This is a genomic window from Salinispora oceanensis (assembly GCF_000383575.1).
GTDB lineage: Bacteria > Actinomycetota > Actinomycetes > Mycobacteriales > Micromonosporaceae > Micromonospora > Micromonospora oceanensis.
The window spans coordinates 1,315,839-1,337,132 of record NZ_KB911579.1; the positions used below are offsets into that span (position 1 = coordinate 1,315,839).

Consider the following 21,294-nt stretch of genomic DNA (forward strand, 5'->3'; position numbering starts at 1 on the left):
TGAAAGCGGTTTGCGCCAGGTTGTCTCGCTGAATCTGGTCTAGTAGTTGCGGAAGTGTCCCTGTCGGATCAGAGTCTTTGGAACCAGTCACGTGCGGCTTTGACTCCGCCGTTTGGGCCGAGGGCGACCATCAGGGCGCTGCGTGCCTTTCCGGGGGCGAGGCTGCGGGCTCCGATCGCACCGACTTTGGCGGCAAGGCCGCTGCCCAGGGGCAGCTCCGCCAGGTCGATGTCGCGGGTGCGGCATCGGGAGGCGATGACCACGGGGATGTCCCATTCGGTCAGGTCGCTGATGGCTGCGAGGAGACTGACCGGGACGTTGAACATGCCGGTGCCCTCCAGCAGGATCCCGCGCGCACCGGCGTCCACTACTGCGGTGAGTAGGACTGGATCGATGCCGGGGTAGGTCTTGATGAGGGCGACGTCGGATTCTGGCTCGCCCCGCGGCTCGGGTGGCCGCGGTGGCGGGGATGCCAGCATCTCGACCCCGGTGCCGATCACACGGCCGACCGGCGGGTGTGGCGCCGAGGAGAATGCGGTCACGCTGGTGGCGTCGACCTTGGCGACCCAGCGGGCGGCGTGCAGTTCGTCGTTGAGGCAGGCCACGACGCCGACCCCGGCGAGGGCGGGGTCTGCCGCGGCGGTGATGGCTGAGGCGAGGTTGCGTGGGCCGTCGGTGGACAGGTCGTCCAGGTGGCGCATCGCCCCGGTCAGAACGATCCCGCCGTGCAGGGCGGCCGGTCCGGCTTGTAGGTCGATGAGGAAGGCCGTGTCCTCCAGAGTGTCGGTGCCGTGGGTGATCACGACGCCGTCGAAGCTGTCGTCGAGGATGGCGGCGCGGGCCCGGCGGGCCAGTGTCAGCATCGTGGCTGGTGACATGTCCCAGCTCGGTTCGGCGAGTACGTCCTCGACGGTCACGTCGGCGGTCAGCAGGTCCGCGGGGATGGTCTTGAGGAGATCCGCACCGGATGCGACGGCCTCGTGGCCGGGTCGGCGGGAGTAGGCGATGGTGTCCTTGGTCGCCAGGAGCAGCACACGTTTGGTCACGTACGGTTCCTTCACCTGTCCGGTCGGGGCGTTACCGGGTTTCGGCCAGCAATGGCAGCAGAAGCAGCAGGAACATTGCCGTCGCGGCGATTGCGGCCAGGACAGCACGCGCGTTTGGGCGCGGTCCCCGCGTGCGGGTCAGACCGGCGTCCGGCGGGTTACCGGGCCACTGCTGCGACGAGCCGGGTGAGTGGTCGAGGCCGGTTTCAGCTCTCGGTGACCACACCTGCCCGCTCCTCCAGCCGTTCGATTCGGCGCACGATGGGCTGCAGTTCCTGACGGACCGCGGCGGCCAACGCCGCCGCCGTCTCCGTCGTCCCGCTGTCGGCGGCTTGCGGTGTCTGGGCCCGCAGGTGCACGTAGCCGGCGAGGGCTGCCACCACCGCGCGGCGGGTCAATCGCAGTTCCGCACCCAACGAGCGCAGGACCTGCCCGGCGGTGCCCTCGGGCTCGGCGATCAGCCCCAGCAGCAGGTGTTCGCAACCGACGTAGTTGTGTCCGAACGCGGTCGCTTCCGTGACGGCCAACTCCAGCGCGTTGGACGCCGGACCGCTGAAGCGCTGCGATGCGTCCGCGGCGACGCCGGCTTCTGTCAACGGCTGGCGGGCAAGCTCGCGGCCGACTCGGTCGGGTTCGATCTCCACCGCCCGTAGGACGTGTAGGGCCAGGTTGCCGCCTTCGGTCAGCAGGCCACCGAGCAGATGCCCACTGCCCACCGCCGGCGCCTCGGCCGCTTGCGCTTGCTCGATGCCGAGTTTGAGTGCCGCACGGGTCCGCGCCGTGAAGTGCGGCAGCCTCACGGCCAGGTCCGCGTCGTCCAGATCACTCAGAGCCGTTTCCCGAATCGCGGTGACCCGTCGCACGGCCTGTTCCAGCGCCCGTTGGCAGACGGCGGAGACGGGCACCCCGGCTTCCTTCACCGCTTCGGCCAGTTCGTCGGGCAGGTAGACGTTGATCTTCGGCATTACTGGAACCCCTCTCGCGCACGCCTTCAGGAAGAGCATAACCCTTGTGTACCCCCCGGGGGGTTATCTGTCCAGGATGCGGTTTTCGGCGTACGAGGTCGTGGATGTAGTCCAGGCCACGGTCCTGGTTCAGCGACTGGCGGGTTGCGCTGCCCTCCAGCGATGACGCAGCCTGGGCAGGGCCAGGTTCCGTTGAGTGCCGGCCAGAAGCGAGTCAGTCGAACACACGTACGGATGGATGGGAAGGTTTTCGCGGCCGACAACCCCTGTCGATTGACATGCGACGAGACGACCGCAACCCATGCGGCGCAACCCCCGTCACCGTGATCACTAGGCGACTAGCGGTAATAGCGGTTCCACAATCGACACGTAAAGACGGTTAATGGTATTTGCGCCTTTTATGATTTGTGGAATGTCCGACACGCATAGGCTGCGACGAAATCTGCCAGCTCCAGGAATTCGTACGGCGCGACGCGCCCGAGGCGACCACACACGGCCGGATGGCGGCGTCACATGCGGGCAGGGAGTACCGTCGATGGCGGCGGCCCGCCGGGGTTGAGGCCGGCGGCCCGCCGCCCAGTCCTCAACCTGGGGGAACCCAATGCCGGCGATCGTTGACCCCTGTTTCGGAGCCGAACTACGCCAGCTGCGCACAGTCGCGGGAGTCAGCCTCCGACAGCTCGCGTCCTTTGCCCTGTCCAGCCGAGGGCATCTGCATGACATTGAAACTGGCCGTCGACAACCCACCCTGGATCTCGCTAAACGGTTGGACGACGCACTCAACAGCGACGACCGGCTTACCAGCTTGATCCGTCCAGCCCCGCCGACAGGCCAGTCGACTGACCGCCTGGCCTTTACCCAAGAGCGCCCTCGCCGAGTTGAGCCAGCCACTCTCGACGCCCTCGCCGATACACTCACCGCACACCGCCGCCTCGAAGACAGCATTGGCGCTGCCGCGGTGCTCCCAGCAGTCCGCATCCAACTTGACTTCCTCGCCACCCTGATCACCGAAGTGCGCGGTGACTCGAGGGCCCGTCTCGTGGATCTAGCCGCCCAATGGGCCCAGTTCGGAGGCTGGCTAAACGCCGCCGCCGGACATCCGCGCGTGGCTGGTCGCTGGTACTCCGCTGCTTTGGAATGGGGCACCGAGACCGGAAATTCGGACATGATCGCCACAGTGCTCAGCATGCGTGGACACCTGGCATGGCAACACCGCCGACCAGGACCTTTGATCGGGTTGTCGGCAGCAGCCCTGCGCCAACCAGCCAGCCCAGGCGTACGGGCGCTCGCCGCTCAGCAGGAGGCGCGAGGTCATGCTCTGGTCGGAGCGGCTTCCACCGCGATCGGGCTACTCGACCAGGCTATTGATCTCGCCACGCAAGCGACCGAGGCCCCAGACCGGGAGCCACCATGGATCTATTTTCACTCTCTGGACTACCTGAAGATGCAGCGCGGCCTGGTCTATCGGCTGCTCGGCGACAACGCCCTGGCAGTCGAGCACCTTCGCACTGGCCTGCACGGATTGCCGCCGTACGCGAAAGGTGCGGCATGGACCGTCCCCTACAGATTTGACCTCGCGGCGACGTTGGCCGAACTCGGCGACGTCAGCGCCGCACTCGAAGCGTACGAAAGCGTACAGGCCATCGCGGAGACGACCGGAACAGAGCACCTGGCTAGGCGCGTCGAGTTCGCCGTCCGCAGCCTGTCCGCAGGAAACCTGCGGACATACACCACCTAGCAGTAGTCTCCCCCTCACGGAAAGCTCCCAAATAGGGGTGGCCACAGCTAGAGAACGGGCCGTCTCACCTCCATCGAGGGTGAGGGAGCACGCGCATGATCCGGCTACTCCGCCGACTCCGCCGCCGGCCCACACGGCTGGACGCGGTCGGCCCCGCCACCCGGTACGCGGCGCGGGCCGGCGCCTACTCCCCGCTGCACAACCAGCCAACGGTGCTCCTCGATACGCGGCCGTTGCTGACCCCGCTGGCCCGACTACGGGCGAACCGCCGGTGATGGCCACCCACACCCGGCCCAGCCCGGCCAGCCTTTCGGTGGCGCAGCTACGCGCCCGGATGATCCTGTCCGCCCGGCGGATCATCCGCGAGCACTGGCCCCGGGTGGACCGGTGCCCTGTGTGCGGTTGCGGATGGCCGTGCCCACCCACCGAGACCGCATACGACTACCTCGCCACAGTCGGGCAGGGCAACTGGGCGCCCCCGCAACGCGCGCGGGCGCAGCGATGAAACCGGCCGACGCGACCGTCCACCGGTGGTGGCGGGACCTGAACGAGCACCGCCAGGTCGATGGACGCTGCCCCGTGTGCGGCACCCCGCGCCGCTGCTGGCCCTGGGCGGACGCGTACGCCGGGCTACTCACCTATGACCTACTCGGAGCGCCCCCCACCACCCCGTACAGATGTCCGGCCGCATGAGACGGCCGGCGAACGAAAGGTTGAAGCATGAACAAGCTGACCTGGAAGAAGCCGATGCGCTGCGACAACTCGTCGCCGAACCGCGTCGAGGTCGTCGTGGACGAGACCGGCCAGCGGTTCGTGCGCGACAGCAAGAACCCCACCGGCCCCGCCCTTGCCTTTACCCCCGACGGGTGAGAAGCATTCGAGGGCTCGACCCCGCGACGGGCAGACCTCTGACCCACAAGGCCCGGGGTCAACTTCACGCTGGCCCCGGTTCACCCTCGTGGCCCGGAGGCGACGTGAAGCCGGCTGCCACGAGCCATTTGTGAGTCCTGTATAAACTAACCCGTACGATGGTGTGGCAGCGACTGCTGAATCGCCGTAAGGGAAGTTGTCATGCGCAATAGTGCTATCCCGCACCTTTTGGGCGCGGTTGTGGCCTGGTCGATGTTCGTCGCGCAGGGGGTGGTTGTCTACTTCGGGCTGATCGCCTTCGCGCTGTTGACCGATAGACCGCTAGGTGGTCCGCTCGGCGGACTAATGATGGTGTTGCCTGCGGCCCTGCTGGGCGCCATCTTAGTGCCGTCGCTGTTCTTCCCAGCCAACTTGGTCGGCGGGGTCGCGACGAAGCACGCAGGCCTCTTCTTGAAGTTGCTGACCACATCCGCCGTCGCCGCCGCGCTGGCCACGATCTACGCTGCCGTCGTGGCCGTGGTGGCCGACGTGTCGGCAACCGGCACAATGTTGGCGTGTCTCGGCAGCGTGGTCGCTGTGCTCATCCCCACCGCGGTCCAGGTCGTCGTTACTCAGGCCATTTTGAGGGCGAATTCAATGCGGCGTCATGGCCAGTCGCCAGCACTCGCCTCGGTTAGCACCTAACCCCATCTGGGTGGGGCGCATGTCGTAAGGCTGCGGCGAGACGATATCGCCGCAGCCGCCAGTATGGCATCGGCCCGGCTATACCAGATCCTCAACGGGCACCGATGGGCACGGACGAAGGGGCCCCGGTCCTACAGATCGGAGCGCTCGCGTTGCAGGTCGGCGTCGGCCGGGACGTCACCGACGGTAGCGCATCGACGATCTTACCCTGCCTTCTACGAATGGCCGTGGAAAGGCTGGCGGCGTCGTCCGCACCCTCGCGTTGTCGCGCTACCACCGGGGAGGGCTCAGCTCCTGCGCGAACACCGGCAGTTACAAAGAGCGGAGATGCGGGAAGCCGGTACGTGGTGGAAAGCAAATGATCTCGTCTTCTGCCGTCCCGATGGTCAGCCAATCGACCCACGCATGGACTGGGCGGAGTGGAAGGTCGTCCTTCAGGAGGCCGGCGTCTCGGATGCCCGGGTGCACGTGATGCGGCACTCGGCAGCAACCGGTATTTGCGCCTTTTGTGACTTGTTCAATGTCCGACACGCATAGACTGCGACGAAATCGGACAGCTCCAGGAATGCGGCACGGCGCGACGCGCCCGAGGCGACCACACGGACAGGTAACGGCGTGACGTGCAGGCGGGGAGTACCGGCGATGGCGGCAGGGCCGGGGTTACCGCCGCGAGGCGGCCTGCTCCACCTCACGCAGCATGAGTGACAGGCTCTGCGACCGTCGGTCGGCTGGTAGGGCATCCATTGCCCGCCAGGCGTAGGCGACCCCGCCCGCGCTGTCACCGGCTTTAACCATCGTGAGTCCACGATGGAGCTCAATATGAGTAGCGAAACGCGGTAAATCAACAGGTCGTGTGCGGTCGGCCGTCTCCTGTGCCTCGGCCCCCGGGTCAGGCATCCCGAGACGGGCATACAACATGCTCCGGAACGTGACCATCCGCCACGGCGGAACGGCAGTATCAGACACCTCGCCATCCGCCGATGCGACGTAGTCGAACACCCGCCGAGCATCGGTATCGAGCGCGACAGCGCCGCTCCGGTCCCCGCGTCCGGCCGCCACGTGTGCCTGCGCCATCAACGCCTGGACGCGCCCGAGTGACGGCCGGTCTGACAGCGCGACAGCCTGATCGGCGTACCGCCGCGCCGTGGTCAGCGCCGCCCCCTCGTAAGCCAACACGATCGCGGCCCGGCCCCGGACCCACACCCGCACGGCGAGGTCGCCGGAGCGGTCGGCGGCCACCCCGGCTAGGTCATACCAGCGTTCGGTATGTGTTGTCCGGTCGCCTGACGTCAGGGCAGTGCGCCTCTCCAGCTAAAGCGGGTCCTCGTTTGATAGCCGCAGCACCAGCACGTCCATGTCCGGGATCATTTTGGGTCTGATTTGCCCGTACTGTCGCCAGCCCATCCGCTCGTACAGGCGTCGCGCTGGCGCCTGCGGGTTTGCGGCCAGCACTGCGTATGGTTCGGGCCGCGCATCGAGCAGTATCGACATCAGTCGTCGGCCCACACCCCGGCCGCGGTATGCGCGGTCTACCATCCATTCCGGTACGAGAACTTTGTCGGCGGCCCGCAAGCGCGCGGGTGGCTCGTCCGCGCCCGGTTCGATCCACTGACCGCCCGGCAGGGTGTGCCCATAGGCCACCCCTGCCACTCGACCGGCATCGGCGGCGTAGACGAGGGTAAATCCAGGCTGCCGGAGATGGTTCGACCACCAGCGGCGGAACTGCCGCACATGCTCTGGCCCCTCGTTGTAGGGGGGCTCGAAATAGACGGCGGCGTACAGGTTCCTCACGTCATCGGTGCGTTGACGGGCGCCGACAGCGTCGGTAGTCGTGTACGTCAGCCCATTCATGCCGCAACAGCCTAGCCCGATGGCAGCTCGGCGAGCCGTTGTCGCAGCTCTACTACCTCAACCCGGCGCAGATCTTGCTCTGGCACCTGAGTGACGACTGCGGTAGCCACCTCGTAGAGCAGCGCGTTGTGATCAGACTGCGGTAAGGCGTCGAGGACATCGGCTGCGTACCTGAGGCCGTCACCGATATGCCCGTCCTGGATGAGGCATGACGCTCGGTGCATTAGCATCTGCGCACGCTCCCGGCCGAGGTCGGCGGGGTATAGTTCCAGCGCCCGGTCCTGTGCTGCTAGCGCCTGCTGGGTGTGGCCGAGGTGGGTGTAGACGTACGACTCGGTGTGCCGCAGTCTGACCTCGGGCCAACCGAACATACTGGCCGTGTCTCGCATCGCTTCGGCAGGCATGCGGTCGGTCATGGCGGCAGTGGCTTGCACCGCCTTGAGTGCCGACTCTGTTTGCCCAGCCACGGCTAGAGCCTGCGCGCGCCCAGCCAACACACCCGCATGCCCGACACACGCCCGGTCGCCCGCGATAGCGGTGGCCTCATCCGCGCGATCAAGGATCTCCCTGATGGGCCGGCGCTCGTAGGTGCCGTTGACGACTTCCCAGTTCCGCACCCATACTCGCGTGTCCGTGCAGCCTGACTGGTCGGCGTGTGTGCGTGCGGTGCGCCACCAGCGTCGAGCCATCGTGTTCTGCCCCGTTGCGGAGAGGGCCATGGTCATGACCACCGACAGGCTGCCGGCTGCGCGAAGCAACGTTCGATCGGCCGGGGCGGCGGCGAGTTGGTGTTGTAGCACAGTCAGGTCGCCCCGCAACTGCTCGACCAACTGGGCAGGGGAAGCAACGTAGAAGTCGTGACCGTAGTCGGCTACTACCTGCGCCCACTCGCTGTAGCCAGTCGCAGCGGCTAGGCCATGACGCAGCGCCTCCAACTCGGCAAGGCTCTCCGCCGCCGGGGTAGCGGCGAGCGCGCCCATGGCATGTAGCAGGGATCGTCTACGCATAGTGGCATCGCCCGTCTGATCCTGTCGGTAGGTATCTACAAGAATCCCACCGGTGTCTAGGGCGTCTTCGCATGCCTGGGCGAACTGGAGTGTGGGACGACGAGCACCTCGCTCGATCTGAGAAATGTAACTGTAGTCAAACTGGATCTTGCGTTGCAGATTACGGAGAGACAGATGTCGCTGCCGGCGATGCCGTCGAAGGATCTCACCAAACGAGGTCATCTCGCCTCCTGCGCTGGAAGTGTGGGCAATCCGTGTGCACACAGCGCACGCCTACCACTACGCGCAGCCTAACGGCGAATCTTGGTCTGTCCATGCACCGTTGCACCGGGGATCAACCCAGTGCCGACGCTCACCGTGACGACAGGGAGCACGCGCATGTTCCGGCTTTTTCGCAAACGACGCCGTTCCGCACGGTTGGACGCGGTCGGTCCCGCTACTCGGTACGAGGCGCGGGCCGGCGCCTACCACCCGCTGTGGGACCAGCCGACGGTGCTCCTCGATACGCGGCCGTTGCTGACCCCGCTGGCCCGGCTACGGGCCAACCGCCGCCGGTGATGGCCACCCACGACCGGCCCAGTCCGGCCAGCCTTTCGGCGGCGCAGCTACGCGCCCGGATGATCCTGTCTGCCCGGCGGATCATCACCGAGCACTGGCCCCGGGTGGACCGGTGCCCGATCTGCCGATCCGCATGGCCGTGCCCGCCCACCGAAACCGCCTACGACTACCTCGGCTCGGTCGGGCAGGGCAACTGGGCGCCCCCGCAACGCGCCGGGAGTGAGCGGTGAAATCGACCTGCGCCCGATGGGAATCCGATGCCAGCGTCTGAACCCCCCGAACCCCCGACGGCTAGGGAGAAGCTGATCACAGCGGTGGTGTTGGTGATCGTTGTTGCCGCTGTGGTGATCGGGCAGTTGAGGTGATCGTCCAGTCCGCGCCGACCTAACCCGGGTGGGCGTGGGTAAAGGGCTACGAGTTGGACGGACCGGACGGCAAGGCGGTCCGAAAGCGGCAATTTTCGTCAACCTTGGAGGACGCAATGGGTGAAGGTCAGGACCTTATCAACCACTATGTACACAACTATGACGAAGCCGGTCGGCTGGAGGCAACTATCCGGGGTCGGCTGGAGGCAGCCCGGTTGCGCGAGCTGCTGGACCGCTATCTGCCGTCGGCGCCCTGTCGGGTCGCCGACATCGGGGGCGGGCCGGGTGCGCACGCAGCGTGGATGAGAGAGCGGGGATACTCGGTCGAGCTGCTCGACCCAGTAGCCCATCACGTCGCGCAAGCCCGCAGGGCCGGGGTGGTGGGGGTTGTTGGGGATGCTCGAAGCCTGCCCTGGGATGAAAATTCGTTCGACGCCGCGCTTCTGGCGGGGCCCTTGTACCACCTGACCGACTCGCGGGAGCGGCGGGTGGCGTTGGCCGAAGCGGTGCGGGTGACCCGCCCCGGCGGCCTGGTGGCGGTGGTGGCACTGGGACGGCACGCTAACCTTTTCGGCGCGTCCATTGCCGGGCAACTGGTCCAACGTCGGGTTATTGTCGAGGACATCCAGCTCCAGGGATGGAGCTCCAGGAACGACCGATGGCCAGCAACAACGTACTACCACACCATCGACGAGTTGCGCGATGAGCTGACCGGGGCAGGGCTGCAGGTGCTCTCCGTACATGGGGTCGGTGGCCCGGGTGGGTGGCTCGCGGTCGCAGCCGACCGGTACGACCTGGATGACATGGGAGGCGGCATGTTTGACGCCGCGCTACTAGGCGCCCGGATGGGCGACCACTGTCCCGAGCTGATCCACGCCAGCGCCAACCTGCTTGCCATCGGTCGGGTTCCGCAGGCAGGCGCGTGATGACCGCCAGGGTGGCTCGCGCTATCGCCGAGTACACCGCCCACGGCTGGCCAGCACAACCGCGCCCGTGGGGGGTTGCGTTGCAGGCGCTACGGTTCGATGCGTTGGAGATCGCCTCGCCGATCGGGGCGATCATCCACCACCGGCTACTCACCCGCGTACCTACCGCCACCATCCGCCCGCCGTGGTGGTCAATGCTGCTGGGCCCTGGGGACCGGATGCGGTGGATGTTCTTGTTCGCCCCGGGCTTTCTGGACCCTGACCAGATCGCCCGGGACGGTGGTCGGCTGCATCGTGGACCGGATGCCTGGGTGCCGGCGCCGCCAGGGCTCGCCCCTGATGGGCTGACGGTCGGCTGGGTGGTGCCGCCCGCACAGGCACGCTGGCGACCATACGAGCCGGACGGCGTTTTCGACAGTCTCGGCTGGCTGCTGCGTTCCCGAGTCAGGCCATGACACTTTCTGTTGCCCCGAGTCCCGAGGCCAGTGCTGCCGCCCGTTGGTGGGCCAACAAACTGACCAACGGTAAAGCGATGCTGCGGCGACGCTTCACCCCCGACCAGGCCCACCGGTTCGCCGCCGCTCTTGCCGAGCTGATCGATCAGCGCCTCGGTAGGGAGGCGCCTCAGCAGGGCTCCGCCCTCACGATTGACTGCGACTACAGGCTGCACCCGTTGCTCGCCGAAGCGGCGTGGCGGTCTGGGCTGCTGGTGAGCATGTGGGACTTGCCGATGCGGACATACATGCGGATCAACCCCGGTCGAGTGACCGTATCCGAGGGGTACAGGGCCCCCGAGGAGATCGTCTGGGCAGCGTGACCAGCTTGGCCCCTCCGGCGAACTTGGTGGCTGCCGTGAGCACTTCTGCGCCCCTGGTCAGAGCGTGAGTCTCGGTCAGGCGAGACGTGCTGCGGAGGCGGCGGAGACGGCACTGTTCCGCCCCGTGTCCGATCTTGCTGCGCACCGGGCTCGGAAGAGCGCCGGGTAGCTGTGTGTCCTCAGATTTGTCCTCAGATAGTGATCACACGATGTACTTGATCGCCACCGGTCGACCACTGACATGACGAAGGGCCTGGTCAGCACTGTGACCAGGCCCTTCGTCGTCCCGAGCCGCCTGACGGAATCGAACCGTCGACCTACGCATTACGAGTGCGTCGCTCTAGCCGACTGAGCTAAGGCGGCAACGATCAGCAAGTGTACGCCACCCGGCCGGACCCGCCGATCGGGATCCCCACCGGGACCGCGCGGCCGAGCCGCGGCACCTTCCCGGACCGGAGCGCCGTGACCTGACGTTCTCCAGACAGCGCCGCCGACCCGACCGCACTACGCTGCGCAGATGACGGACGACCATGCTGCTGGCCTCCCAGACCAGCATCCCACTCCGCACGGGTCGGACGGCAACGGTGACCAGGGCGAGCCGGACCCGGGCCACCGGGCCGCTGGTCCGGAGCTGGCAGCTCCGACGCCCGGGCCACCGCCGAGTGGCCCACACGCCAGCGAGGCGGCCGGTGGCGAGCCGGCGCACCGCCCCCGCAGCGCCGACCCGCTCGAGCTGGGCTTCACCCCACGCAGGCCGGTGCCGTGGCTGGCGCCGCTCCTGCTGATCAGCACCGGGCTCCGGACGCTGCTCGCGCTGCTCTTCGGCGCCTACCTGGACAAACGGGAGCTACAGCACACCTTCGACGCCACGGTGACCCGGCAGGTCGGGTCGGACGGTGGGCTCTGGCTGGACTACGTCGCCGACCTGGGTGACGGCTTCGACGCGACGTACTCGGTGGCGTACCTGCTGGCCCAGCGGGAGCTGACGGTGGACGGGCACCGGCTGCCCCGGGCGCAGGTGCTGGTGCTGGGGGGTGATCAGGTCTACCCGACAGCGGCCTTCGACACGTATGAGGACCGGTGCAAGGGCCCGTACCAGGCGGCGCTGCCGGTCACCCCGCCCGAACAGCCGACGCTCTACGCGATCCCCGGCAACCACGACTGGTACGACGGCCTCACCGCGTTCCTGCGCCTCTTCGTCCGGTCCCGGGACCGGCACTTTGGCGGCTGGAACACCGCGCAGACCCGGTCGTACTTCGCGGTGGAGTTGCCGGCGGACTGGTGGTTGTTCGGCCTGGATGACCAGTCCGGCTCATACCTGGACGACCCGCAGCTCAGCTACTTCGACTCGGTGGCGGAACGGCTGGGGCCGCAGAGTCGGGTGATCCTGGCCGTCCCGATGCCGACCTGGGTCAAGGCCACCACGAAAGACCCCTCGGCGTACGACTCGATCGACTATTTCATCCGCACCATCGTCGCGCCGACCGGTGCCCAGGTACGCCTGCTCATCTCCGGCGACCACCACCACTACGCCCGTTACGTGGGGCCGGGCCGCCAGCTGATCACCTGTGGTGGCGGCGGCGCGTACCTCTATCCGACGCACCTGTTGCCCCAGCGTATCGAGGTCCCGCCGAAGGGGACGCGAGCGCGGCGGGCGAGCGCCCCGCACTCCTACGAGCTGGCGGGACGCTATCCGGACGCGGCGCGGTCCCGGCGGTACGCCTGGGGCATCTTCCCGCGGCTGCCGTGGCGCAACCCGGGCTTCACCACGCTGCTCGGCGCCCTGTACACGCTGCTGATCCTGTCGATGGTCGGCGTCTCCACGAACCACAACGGCACCCAGCTACGGCTGTTCAGCGTTCCGTTGGTGGCGATGCTGCTGGTGACCCTGACCGCGACGGTCCTCTTCGCCGAGGCGCCCGGTGCCGCGCAGCGACGGCTCCGGCACTGGCTGCTCGGCCTGGGGCACGGCCTGGCCCACCTGGGGTTGGCGGCCGCCGGCACCTGGGCGTGGCTGGCGCTGCCGTACCACGACTGGCCGTGGCCGCTGTCGGTGGTCGCCGCGGCCGTCTTCTTCGGCTCGGTGGGCGGGCTGGCGGCCAGCCAGCTGGTGGCGGCGTACCTCCTGGTGGCCAGCGCCTTCGGGGTCAACGCCAACGAGCTCTTCGCCGGGCAGGGGATCGAGGACTCGAAAGGTTTCGTCCGTATGCGCATCGCCCCGGACGGGACGTTGACGATCTACCCGATCGGGGTGGATCGGGTGGGCCGCCACTGGCAGGTCAACCCCGACCAGTCGGCTGAATCGTCGTGGCTGGTCCCGCGGACCCCACTGGAGCCCCGCCTGGCCGAGCCCCCGGTGGTCCTCCGCTGAACTACCGGTCGCGCCGGGGTCGCGGTCGAAATCCGCGCCACGGTCGCGCCGCGGTTGTGGTCAGTCGCGGTCGCGCGACTCGTACGCCTGGCGCGATCCGCAGACGTCGGAGAGCGCGCACCGGCGGGTGGATCCGTCGGCGATCTGCCGGACAGTGACCGTCTGGCTGGGTGGATGCCGAGACACGACCTTCGCGGTGCCCGCTGGTGTCTCGACTCGCTGACCCGAGGCGGGGTAGGCACCGCTGTCGGAGTAGAGCGGATGCTCGAACTTGAGGCAGCACATCAGCCGACCACACGCGCCGGAGATGCGCAGCGGGTTGAGGGGCAGATCCTGGTCCTTGGCCATCCGGATGGTCACCGGCTCGAAGTCGGTGAGGAAGGTGGCACAGCACAGGTCTCGCCCGCAGGAGCCGATGCCGCCCTGTACCCGGGCCGAGTCGCGGGCGGAGAGCTGACGCAGCTCGACCCGGCAGTGCAGGGTCGCACCGAGGTCCCGGACCAGCGACCGGAAGTCCACCCGGTGCGGGGCGGTGAAATAGATCGTGCTTCGCTCGCCGCCCTCCGTCGCACCGCGCACGTGGTCCACGGCGACCACCTTCATCGGCAGATCGTGCTCCCGGATCAGGCGTTTCGCCGCGACCTTCGCCTCGGCTCTGCGCCGGCGCAGCAGCTCGTCGCGGCGCAGATCCTCCGCCTGGGCCAGCCCGGCCAGGCGGGGGAATCCCGCAGTGTCGTCGGAGGTCCACTCGGCGGCCCAGACGCACTCGGCCACCTCGGGCCCCTCGTCGGTGGGGACCAGCACCTTGTCGCCGACCTGGGGCCGAAACTCACCCGGATCGAGGTAGTAGAGGCGCCCGTACCGGTGGAAACTGACCGCGCAGAGCATGCCCATACCCTCACCCTACGTCGCTGTCAGGCCCGTCCAGGGCCGCTGCCCTCGACCCGTACACGGTGCTCACCAACCGACGTGGGTCGGGGTGTCGTAGCGGGAGGTTCCGATGGCCGGTGCCCGCCAGGGGGATTCGGCCAGGCTGGGCCCCCACTGCCGCAGGAGTGTCTCCGCCCCGTCGTAGGCGGCGGAGAGCACCGCCAGCACCCGCGCGGCGATCTCGGCCGCCTCGACCTCCGCCGCGGGCTGTGGCACCGACACCGCGAGCTGCGCCGAGGCCGCGGGGGGCGCCGACGTCGCGGCAACCACCGCCACCGCCTCGGCCGAGCCCAACACGGCGGCCAGAGTCCGGGCGAGCGTACGCCGGCTGCGCTCGATCCAGTCGGCGAGGGCGTCGGCGTAGCCGGCGGTTGACTCCAGCCGCCCCACCAGGCTCTCCGGCCCCTCGTCGAGGTGGCTCAGCAGCGCCGCCCGGTACTCCCCGAAGGCGGTCGCGGCGGTGCCGGACCAGAGCACCGGTTCGGTGAGCGCAGCGGAGACCTCGTCATACCCCCGGACCAGTTGACGCACCGACCGACCGGCATCGGAGAAGGCCACGGCGGGTAGCTCCAGGAAGCTCCGGACCGCCGCACCGGGGAGCACCTGCATCCGGCGCAGCAGCGGCCAGACAGGGTGCCCCTCCGGGGCGCCGGTGGCGAGCAGGGTGTCGACCCGACGCAGCAGGTCAAGGCCGGGCTCGGCGAGTCGCTCCAGTGGGTCCATCACGTCTCCCCCACGAACCGCCAACGCGCGTCCTGGTCGGTCTCGGCGTAGTTGTCGGCGGCGGACCGGACGGCTGCCGCCACCGCGGCCAGCTGCTGGGCGGCCAGGTGAGCCTCGCGGGCGCGGTCATCGGTGGCGGCCGTCCACTGCCGGTGCAGGGCCCGGCCCACCTCGCCGGGGCGCCCCACCGCGTCGTCGCCGAAGGCGACTCCCGGCGGATCAGTGGCCGGCGCGGCGTGGGAGAGGCTGGTCAGGGTCTCGGTCGCCGCCTCCAGCCGGAGAGCGAGGGCGCGCAACGCCTCCATTCAAGCCCCCGTGAGCGGGCGGTAGGCGGTGAAGGTCTCGTTGTGCAGCTTCTCCCGCGCCCACTGCGCGGCATCGGCCGCGGCGGCCACCGCCGCCTGCACGGATTCGGCGATGTCGCGGGGTTGGCGGTTCTGCAACGGGCGGAGGAACCGCACATCGGTGATCTGCCCCGCCGCGGTGACCACCACCTCCACCAGCCCGTCCGGGGAACGGACCGTGACCTCGACCGTCGTCACCGCCTGGTCGAACTCGGCCTGCAGGGACTCGATCCGGCGGTAGCGCCGCACCGCTTCCTCGATCCAGGCTTCGTCGATCTCCCCCGGCGGCATCGCGTCCTCCCGCACTGGCGTTACTGAGCGTTGCCCCCGCGTCACCATGGCACACCGGACCGTACCGCACCGGAGTGGAACGTGTCGATGCCGCCCAGCTGCCCAGCGCCCTGCTACCGCGACCGCTGACCGCCGTCCCCCAAGAGCCGGAGACGGTCCAGGTCAGCCCTTCCAGAGGGCGAGCATCATCGCCTCGACGGCGATCCGGGGCTTGACGTTCGCCTCGATCGCGGCCCGGCAGGCCAGGACCGCCTCTAGGCGACGCAGCGCGCCGTCGGCGTCCCACTTGCGAGCCCCCGCCTCGGCGACCGGGGCGGTATCGGTGTGTACCGGTTCGACCGGGGCACCCAGCGCCATCGTGAGCGCGTCCCGGTAGAAGCCGGCGAGGTCCACCAGCGCCCGGTCCAGCGCATCCCGCTGCGCCCGGGTGGCCCGGGACTTCTGCCGCCGCTCCAGCTCCTTGACCTGCCCGGCGGCGCCCCGGAACGCGCTGGCCGCGCGCCGACCGGTGCCGCCCGCGCCGAGGGCCGTCTCCAGCGCGGCCCGTTCGGCCGCATCGGTGTCCGCCACCAACGCCGTGGCCTCCGCCTCGGCGGCTCCGATCAACGCGGCGGCGGCGTCGATCGCCGCACCCACCCCGGTGAGCTGGCGGGGTACCGCGAGCACCGCGTCCCGCCGGGTACGCGCCTGCGGGTCCCGGGCTAGCCGCCGGGCCCGCCCGACGTGCCCCTGGGCTGCGGCGGCCGCCCAGTTCGCCACGTCGGGCTCGACGCCGTCACGCCGAACAAGCACCTCGGCGACCGCCGCCGGTGCGGGCTGCCGCAGGGGTACGACCCGACAGCGCGACCGGATGGTCACCGAGATGTCGTCGGGGTGGATGGACGGCGCGCAGAGCAGGAAGACCGTTCGTGGGGGTGGCTCCTCCACCGCCTTCAACAGGGCGTTGCCGGCGGCCTCGGTGAGACGGTCGGCGTCCTCGATGACCACCACCTGCCACCGCCCGCCGGAGGGGGTGCTGGCGGCGCGGAGCACCAGGGCGCGCATCTCGTTGACGCCGATGGAGAGCCCCTCCGGTACCACCAGCCGGACATCGGCGTGGGTGCCGGCCATCGTGGTGTGGCAGCCGGGGCAGGTGCCGCATCCGCTGCCATCCCCGCACTGGAGGGCGGCGGCGAAGGCTCGCGCGGCGACCGACCGGCCCGACCCGGGCGGCCCGGTGAAGATCCAGGCGTGGGTCATCCCCGCCCCCGGTTCACGCTCCGCCGGGTCGGGTGTCCCGGCACGGAGCAGGGCGGCGGCGTCGGCGGCGGCCCGCCGCAGCACGTCCACCGCCTCGTCCTGGCCGACCAGGTCGGCGAAGACGTCTGGCATCAGGTCCGACGCTCCATCGTCACCAGCTTCGGGTCGGATAACTCGGCGTGGACCGTGGTGTCCGGCCCGCTCGCCGCCGGCCGGTTCGGCCTACTCGCCGCGGGTGCGTTCGCCGCCGGGCCACCACTCGCCGCCGGCGGGTTCGGCCCGCCGGCCTGAGCGCCGAGCAGCTCGCCGACCCGCCGAGCCACCTCGTCGGCGATCTCGTCGGTTGGCCGGGCGGCGTCCAGCACCAGGTAGCGCTTCGGGTCGGCGGCGGCGAGGTCGAGGAACGCGTACCGGACCCGTTCGTGGAAGCTGACCGACTCGGCCTCCAGGTGGTCGGGGGCCCCACTCCGGGCAGCCACCCGGGACAGCCCGGCACTCGGATCGATGTCCAGGAGCACCACCAGGTCGGGCTTGAGCCCGCCGGTGGCCCAGGAGGAGAGCCAGGAGACCTCGTCAACGGGGAGCGTCCGCCCCGCGCCCTGGTAGGCCAGGGACGAGTCGATGTAACGGTCGCTCGCCACAACGGCACCCCGGAGCAGCGCCGGCCGCACCACGGTGGCCACGTGGTGGGCCCGGTCGGCGGCGTAGAGCAGCGCCTCGGCACGGGGGGAGGGCACGTCGGAACCCGGCTGGCCGAGCAGCAGGGACCGGATTCGTTCGCCGACTCCGGTGGCGCCGGGCTCGCGGGTGACCACCACGTCCCGCCCCTGGTCCCGCAGCCGGTCGGCGAGCAGGGCGAGCTGGGTGGACTTGCCGGCTCCCTCGCCCCCCTCGAAGACCACGAACAGCCCGGCGGAGGCGAACGGCTCGGCTGGCGTCAGCGGTCGCCCGCGCATCGAACCCCACAGGTCGGCCAGGACGGGAACGCCCTTCTTGTCGTCCATCTGCCCGAACGCGCTGATTCCAGCGAAGATGCCCGCCAGCCCCGCGGCGAGCAGCAGCAGCCGGGTGGACGAGATCGAGATCCCCAGGTTGGCGACCTCGAAGCGGCGGGAGCCACCAACCCCGGCGAGCAGGCTACTCAACGCGATGGCCAGGATCAGCACCATCCGGGTACCGACCTGCACCACCGCGAAGACCCGCCCCCGCACCTCGTCGGCGATCTCCCCACCGAGCAGCGTGGTGCCGGCGAGGAAGGCCATGCCGGCGCCCGCGCCGACCAGGACCGCACCCACCATCGCCATGGAGAGGTGGATGGCGAAGGCCAGGGTCATCACCGCGGCGCTGGCGAGCACGATGCTCATGCCGAACCAGCGCCGCCGGGACATCTCCTTGACGATCATCGGACCGAGCCCGATGCCGATCGACAGGCCGATGAAGATGGCCCCGAACAGCAGGTAGAAAGCGGCGTCGCCGGCACCGAGCGAGTTGGCGAAGAAGCGGGCCGTGCCGATCACGATGCCGCCACCGGCGAAGGCACCGAAGATGCCCAGCACCAGGCCCCGGACCAGTGGGGTCTGGCCGATGAACCGCCAGCCGTCCTTGAACTCGCCCAGCATGCTCCGCTCGGTCTGGTCCCGCTTGGCGGCGGGGCCCTGGCTGATCTCCCGGATGCCGTACGCGACCACCAAGGCGGTGGCCAGCCTTGAGAAGGCGTTGACCCAGAGCGCGAGCTGAGCCGGCTCCGCCCAGCCGAGGTCGCCACCGGCGATGGCTCGGACGCTGCGGTCGAGCGCCGCGGCCGCCAGCGCCGCGAGGACCGGGGTGAGGCCGTACGTGGTGATCAGCGTGAGCTGGTTGGCCGCTTCGAGCCGGGCCCGCGGGATCAGGTTCGGGACCGCGGCCTCCTTGGCCGGAATCCAGAGCAGGGTGATCGACTCGATCAGGAACGTGGCGATCGTGGCCCACCCGACCACCACCGCGCCACTCGCCCCCAGGACCGCGACCAGCGGGATCGAGGCGAAGAGCAGGAACCGCAGCAGGTCGCAGATGACCATCGTCCAGCGACGGTCGAACCGGTCGGCGAAGACACCGGCGATCGGCCCGAGGACCAGAGCCGGCAGCAGCCGGATCGCGATGACCGTGCCGAAGGCCGCGCCCTTGGCGGTGCTCCCCTCCACCTGGGAGGCGGCGAAGACGGACGTGGCGAGCAGGCCGAACCAGTCACCGAACGAGGCGGCACCGAGCACGATCCAGAGCCGCCGGAACGGGCGGATGCGCAGGACTGATCGGATCGCGGCGTAGCCCGAGTGGTCGGGCTGGCTGGGCGGCGCCGCGGTCCCGGACGGGCCCGCCGGTCCGGACTCGGCTGCGGGCGACGAACTGTTGGCCGACGCGCCGTTCTGCTGGCTTTCGATGGCCGTACCTCCACGTGGCGACCCGTTACTGGGCGGTCTCGGTGCAACACTCTAGCCCCGGCCCGATGGCATACCGCTGTGACATTCCCCTGCTCGCCGAGCCTAGGCGCGGGGGTCCACCGCCCGCAGCCCGGCCGAGGCGAGGTGCTTGGGCATCGACCCCGGTCCGGCTAGCGTGCACCACGTGGCCCCCGACACCGCGGAACTGCGTGCCCGACTCGACGGCGCGACCGCCCACCTCGACCCCCCGTACGCGGTGGTTGACCTCCGGGCGTTCGACGCCAACGCCACCGCCCTCGCCCAGCGCGCCCGCGGCAAGCCGGTCCGCCTGGCCAGCAAGTCGGTCCGCTGCCGGACGCTGATCTCCCGGGCCCTGGCCACTCCCGGCTGGGCGGGGGTGCTGGCGTTCACCCTCGCCGAGGCGCTCTGGCTGGTCCAGTGCGGGGTCACCGACGACGTGGTGGTGGCGTATCCCGCGACCGACCGGGCCGCGCTCGCCGAGCTGGCCGGTGATCCGACGCTCGCCGCCGCGGTGACCCTGATGATCGACGATCCCGCCCAGCTCGATCTGGTGGACGCCGTCCGCGCCCCAGGTCGCCGGCCCGAGCTGCGGGTCTGCCTGGACCTGGACGCCTCCTGGCGACCGCTGGGCGGGCGGCTGCACCTCGGGGTGCGCCGCTCGCCGGTGCATGATCCACGGGCGGCCGGCGCGCTCGCCGCCACCGTCGCCGACCGGCCGGGATTCCGGCTGGTCGGACTAATGGCGTACGAGGCACAGATCGCCGGGATGGGCGACGCGCCGCCGGGACGGGCGCTGCTCGGCACGGCGATCCGACTGGTTCAGCGCGGGTCGTACCGGGAGCTGCTGGCCCGCCGGAGTGCGGCGGTGGCGGCGGTCCGCGAGCACGCCGAGCTGGAGTTCGTCAACGGTGGCGGCACCGGCAGCCTGGCCGCCACCAGCGCCGATCCCGCGGTCACCGAGGTCGCCGCGGGGTCCGGGCTGTACGGACCGACGCTCTTCGACACCTACCGGGCCTGGCGCCCGGCCCCCGCCGCCTTCTTCGCCTGCGCGGTGGCCCGCCGACCGGCGCCCGACTACGCCACCGTGCTCGGCGGCGGCTGGATCGCCTCCGGGCCGGCCGAACGTAGTCGTCTCCCCCGCCCGGTCCTCCCAGCCGGCCTCCGGTTGGTCGGCGCGGAGGGCGCCGGCGAGGTGCAGACTCCGCTGACCGGCCGGGCCGCCGACACGCTTCGGATCGGCGACCGGGTCTGGTTTCGGCACGCCAAGGCCGGCGAGCTCGCCGAGCATGTCAACAAACTCCACCTGGTGGAGGCGGAGACCGTCGGGACGGTCGCCGCCACGTACCGCGGTGAGGGGTGGGCCTTCCTCTGAGGGCCGCACCACCGACGCCGGAACCCGGGCCTCCCGCCCGGACCGGTTCCGAACGGTCCGGGCGGCGGGACGCCGGTCAGGCTGGCTGGGCGACCTCCACCGGCCGGTCGACGCCCCCCCGAGCGTCAACCTGGCGGTACAGGTACTCCCGAATCAACGCCTTGGCCTCAACGAGCACCCGGTCATCGCCCTCCTGCCGCCGGCGGAACGCCAGCTGGATAAGCGCATCAGCACCCTCGACGGCGATCTCGAGATGGAACTGCAGCTCCGGGACGTCGGTGAGTCCGAAGCGCTCGGTGAGAACACGAGCCAGTTGATCCGCGATCACTCCGTTGTTGTCCCGTTGCTCATCGAGCAGGTGCAGGTCGACCACGTCGCCGAAGTGCAGGGTACGGAACCCGGGAACGGTGCGGTGCATCGTGATGTACTCGTCGATCGCCGCGTCAACCCCATCCCACCAGTGGGTGAGGTCGTTCGAGGCGAACCTCTCGTCGAGCCGCTGGAGATAGGACTCCATTGTGCGCAGGGTCAATGCCTGCACGATCGCCCGCTTGTCCGGGAAGAACTGATAGACCGACCCAATCGCCACCTCGGCGCGCTCGGCGAGCAGCGTCGTGGTCAGCCCCTCGTACCCCACCTCGTCGACGAGCTCCGCACAGGCGTCCAGCATTCGCTGGACCCGAGCGACACTTCGACCCTGCACCGGTACGCGGCGCAGCGGCCCGGTCGTGGCGGCTGGTGTGGACACTCGCCACCCCC

24 protein-coding genes, 1 tRNA gene and 3 pseudogenes are annotated in these 21,294 nt (G+C 69.6%); 14 read left to right on the plus strand and 14 right to left on the minus strand.

The features are described from left to right. Nucleotides 1-68: 68 nt before the first annotated feature. Both SALPAC4_RS0105985 and SALPAC4_RS0105990 read right to left on the minus strand, forming a co-directional pair. A complete protein-coding gene (locus SALPAC4_RS0105985; RefSeq protein ID WP_223874692.1) occupies nt 69-1,046 on the minus strand; it encodes an asparaginase in 978 nt (325 codons plus the stop codon). Between the two features lie 206 nt (nt 1,047-1,252). Continuing rightward, a complete protein-coding gene (locus SALPAC4_RS0105990) occupies nt 1,253-2,011 on the minus strand; it encodes a Clp protease N-terminal domain-containing protein (RefSeq protein ID WP_019869544.1) in 759 nt (252 codons plus the stop codon). Nucleotides 2,012-2,612: 601 nt separating this feature from the next. Here SALPAC4_RS0105990 and SALPAC4_RS29095 point away from each other — a divergent pair. The 7 genes and pseudogenes from SALPAC4_RS29095 to SALPAC4_RS0106015 all read left to right on the plus strand — a co-directional run. Beyond that, a pseudogene (locus tag SALPAC4_RS29095) lies at nt 2,613-2,750 on the plus strand (helix-turn-helix domain-containing protein); the annotation flags it as partial. A gap of 219 nt (nt 2,751-2,969) precedes the next feature. Further along, nucleotides 2,970-3,749 (plus strand): tetratricopeptide repeat protein, encoded by a 780-nt coding sequence (locus tag SALPAC4_RS0105995; RefSeq protein WP_027645093.1) that lies wholly within the window; start codon nt 2,970-2,972, stop codon nt 3,747-3,749. A gap of 95 nt (nt 3,750-3,844) precedes the next feature. Then, nucleotides 3,845-4,024, plus strand: a complete 180-nt coding sequence (locus SALPAC4_RS0106000; RefSeq protein WP_019869547.1) for a hypothetical protein — start codon at nt 3,845-3,847, stop codon at nt 4,022-4,024. Beyond that, nucleotides 4,024-4,254: a hypothetical protein gene (locus SALPAC4_RS28250; protein ID WP_027645094.1), complete on the plus strand. Its 231-nt coding sequence runs from the start codon at nt 4,024-4,026 to the stop codon at nt 4,252-4,254. The genes SALPAC4_RS0106000 and SALPAC4_RS28250 overlap by 1 nt, the downstream gene beginning before the upstream one ends. Next, complete coding sequence (locus tag SALPAC4_RS26125) at nt 4,251-4,442, plus strand: hypothetical protein (protein WP_080640854.1); 192 nt, start codon at nt 4,251-4,253, stop codon at nt 4,440-4,442. The genes SALPAC4_RS28250 and SALPAC4_RS26125 overlap by 4 nt, the downstream gene beginning before the upstream one ends. Before the next feature lie 27 nt (nt 4,443-4,469). Then, nucleotides 4,470-4,619, plus strand: a complete 150-nt coding sequence (locus tag SALPAC4_RS26130) for a DUF397 domain-containing protein (protein WP_019869548.1) — start codon at nt 4,470-4,472, stop codon at nt 4,617-4,619. Nucleotides 4,620-4,820: 201 nt separating this feature from the next. Next, entirely contained in the window at nt 4,821-5,303 is a 483-nt protein-coding gene (locus SALPAC4_RS0106015) for a hypothetical protein (RefSeq protein ID WP_019869549.1), read from the plus strand. A 660-nt stretch (nt 5,304-5,963) separates the two neighbouring features. Here SALPAC4_RS0106015 and SALPAC4_RS25080 read toward each other — a convergent pair. From SALPAC4_RS25080 to SALPAC4_RS28255, 4 genes and pseudogenes are all read right to left on the minus strand, one after another. Next, nucleotides 5,964-6,569: pseudogene (locus SALPAC4_RS25080) on the minus strand (XRE family transcriptional regulator); the annotation flags it as partial. 45 nt (nt 6,570-6,614) lie between these two features. Continuing rightward, the gene (locus SALPAC4_RS0106025; protein WP_019869551.1) at nt 6,615-7,154 is read right to left on the minus strand and encodes a GNAT family N-acetyltransferase; all 540 of its coding nucleotides are present in this window, start codon (nt 7,152-7,154) and stop codon (nt 6,615-6,617) included. A gap of 11 nt (nt 7,155-7,165) precedes the next feature. Then, a complete protein-coding gene (locus SALPAC4_RS0106030; protein WP_019869552.1) occupies nt 7,166-8,134 on the minus strand; it encodes a tetratricopeptide repeat protein in 969 nt (322 codons plus the stop codon). Nucleotides 8,135-8,206: 72 nt separating this feature from the next. Beyond that, a pseudogene (locus tag SALPAC4_RS28255) lies at nt 8,207-8,383 on the minus strand (helix-turn-helix domain-containing protein); the annotation flags it as partial. A 156-nt stretch (nt 8,384-8,539) separates the two neighbouring features. Between SALPAC4_RS28255 and SALPAC4_RS0106035 the strand changes: the two are divergent. The 5 genes from SALPAC4_RS0106035 to SALPAC4_RS0106060 all read left to right on the plus strand — a co-directional run bounded on the left by SALPAC4_RS0106035 (nt 8,540) and on the right by SALPAC4_RS0106060 (nt 10,827). Further along, nucleotides 8,540-8,719, plus strand: coding sequence for a hypothetical protein (locus SALPAC4_RS0106035; RefSeq protein ID WP_019869553.1), 180 nt, complete (start codon nt 8,540-8,542; stop codon nt 8,717-8,719). After that, nucleotides 8,719-8,949, plus strand: coding sequence for a hypothetical protein (locus tag SALPAC4_RS0106040; RefSeq protein WP_027645095.1), 231 nt, complete (start codon nt 8,719-8,721; stop codon nt 8,947-8,949). Before SALPAC4_RS0106035 ends, SALPAC4_RS0106040 begins: the two co-directional genes overlap by 1 nt. Nucleotides 8,950-9,200: 251 nt before the next feature. Further along, the gene (locus tag SALPAC4_RS0106050; protein WP_019869555.1) at nt 9,201-10,010 is read left to right on the plus strand and encodes a class I SAM-dependent methyltransferase; all 810 of its coding nucleotides are present in this window, start codon (nt 9,201-9,203) and stop codon (nt 10,008-10,010) included. Further along, nucleotides 10,010-10,465, plus strand: a complete 456-nt coding sequence (locus SALPAC4_RS0106055) for a hypothetical protein (RefSeq protein WP_019869556.1) — start codon at nt 10,010-10,012, stop codon at nt 10,463-10,465. Before SALPAC4_RS0106050 ends, SALPAC4_RS0106055 begins: the two co-directional genes overlap by 1 nt. Beyond that, nucleotides 10,462-10,827, plus strand: a complete 366-nt coding sequence (locus SALPAC4_RS0106060) for a BTG family protein (protein ID WP_223874693.1) — start codon at nt 10,462-10,464, stop codon at nt 10,825-10,827. Before SALPAC4_RS0106055 ends, SALPAC4_RS0106060 begins: the two co-directional genes overlap by 4 nt. Nucleotides 10,828-11,116: 289 nt before the next feature. Here SALPAC4_RS0106060 and SALPAC4_RS0106065 read toward each other — a convergent pair. Further along, a tRNA-Thr gene (locus SALPAC4_RS0106065) sits at nt 11,117-11,190 on the minus strand. A gap of 154 nt (nt 11,191-11,344) precedes the next feature. Between SALPAC4_RS0106065 and SALPAC4_RS0106075 the strand changes: the two genes are divergently transcribed. Further along, a complete protein-coding gene (locus tag SALPAC4_RS0106075; RefSeq protein ID WP_019869558.1) occupies nt 11,345-13,198 on the plus strand; it encodes a metallophosphoesterase family protein in 1,854 nt (617 codons plus the stop codon). Nucleotides 13,199-13,258: 60 nt separating this feature from the next. On the opposite strand, the gene SALPAC4_RS0106080 is transcribed toward SALPAC4_RS0106075, so the two are convergent. The 6 genes from SALPAC4_RS0106080 to tmk form a co-directional block, all read right to left on the minus strand. Then, complete coding sequence (locus tag SALPAC4_RS0106080) at nt 13,259-14,092, minus strand: PSP1 domain-containing protein (RefSeq protein ID WP_018738518.1); 834 nt, start codon at nt 14,090-14,092, stop codon at nt 13,259-13,261. Between the two features lie 63 nt (nt 14,093-14,155). Further along, the gene (locus tag SALPAC4_RS0106085; protein ID WP_027645096.1) at nt 14,156-14,851 is read right to left on the minus strand and encodes a hypothetical protein; all 696 of its coding nucleotides are present in this window, start codon (nt 14,849-14,851) and stop codon (nt 14,156-14,158) included. Beyond that, nucleotides 14,851-15,156: a hypothetical protein gene (locus SALPAC4_RS0106090; RefSeq protein WP_019869560.1), complete on the minus strand. Its 306-nt coding sequence runs from the start codon at nt 15,154-15,156 to the stop codon at nt 14,851-14,853. The genes SALPAC4_RS0106085 and SALPAC4_RS0106090 overlap by 1 nt, the downstream gene beginning before the upstream one ends. Further along, the gene (locus SALPAC4_RS0106095; RefSeq protein WP_027645097.1) at nt 15,157-15,486 is read right to left on the minus strand and encodes a YbaB/EbfC family nucleoid-associated protein; all 330 of its coding nucleotides are present in this window, start codon (nt 15,484-15,486) and stop codon (nt 15,157-15,159) included. A gap of 162 nt (nt 15,487-15,648) precedes the next feature. Next, nucleotides 15,649-16,857: a DNA polymerase III subunit delta' gene (locus SALPAC4_RS0106100; RefSeq protein ID WP_018738515.1), complete on the minus strand. Its 1,209-nt coding sequence runs from the start codon at nt 16,855-16,857 to the stop codon at nt 15,649-15,651. Continuing rightward, nucleotides 16,857-19,007, minus strand: coding sequence for a dTMP kinase (gene tmk / locus SALPAC4_RS0106105; protein WP_109746127.1), 2,151 nt, complete (start codon nt 19,005-19,007; stop codon nt 16,857-16,859). The genes SALPAC4_RS0106100 and tmk overlap by 1 nt, the downstream gene beginning before the upstream one ends. Nucleotides 19,008-19,317: 310 nt before the next feature. On the opposite strand from tmk, the gene SALPAC4_RS0106110 reads away from it, so the two are divergent. Further along, nucleotides 19,318-20,535, plus strand: coding sequence for an amino acid deaminase/aldolase (locus SALPAC4_RS0106110; RefSeq protein WP_397538008.1), 1,218 nt, complete (start codon nt 19,318-19,320; stop codon nt 20,533-20,535). 76 nt (nt 20,536-20,611) lie between these two features. Here the strand turns inward: SALPAC4_RS0106110 and SALPAC4_RS0106115 are convergent, their stop codons facing one another. After that, complete coding sequence (locus SALPAC4_RS0106115; RefSeq protein WP_019869564.1) at nt 20,612-21,205, minus strand: TetR family transcriptional regulator; 594 nt, start codon at nt 21,203-21,205, stop codon at nt 20,612-20,614. Between the last annotated feature and the right edge of the window lie 89 nt (nt 21,206-21,294).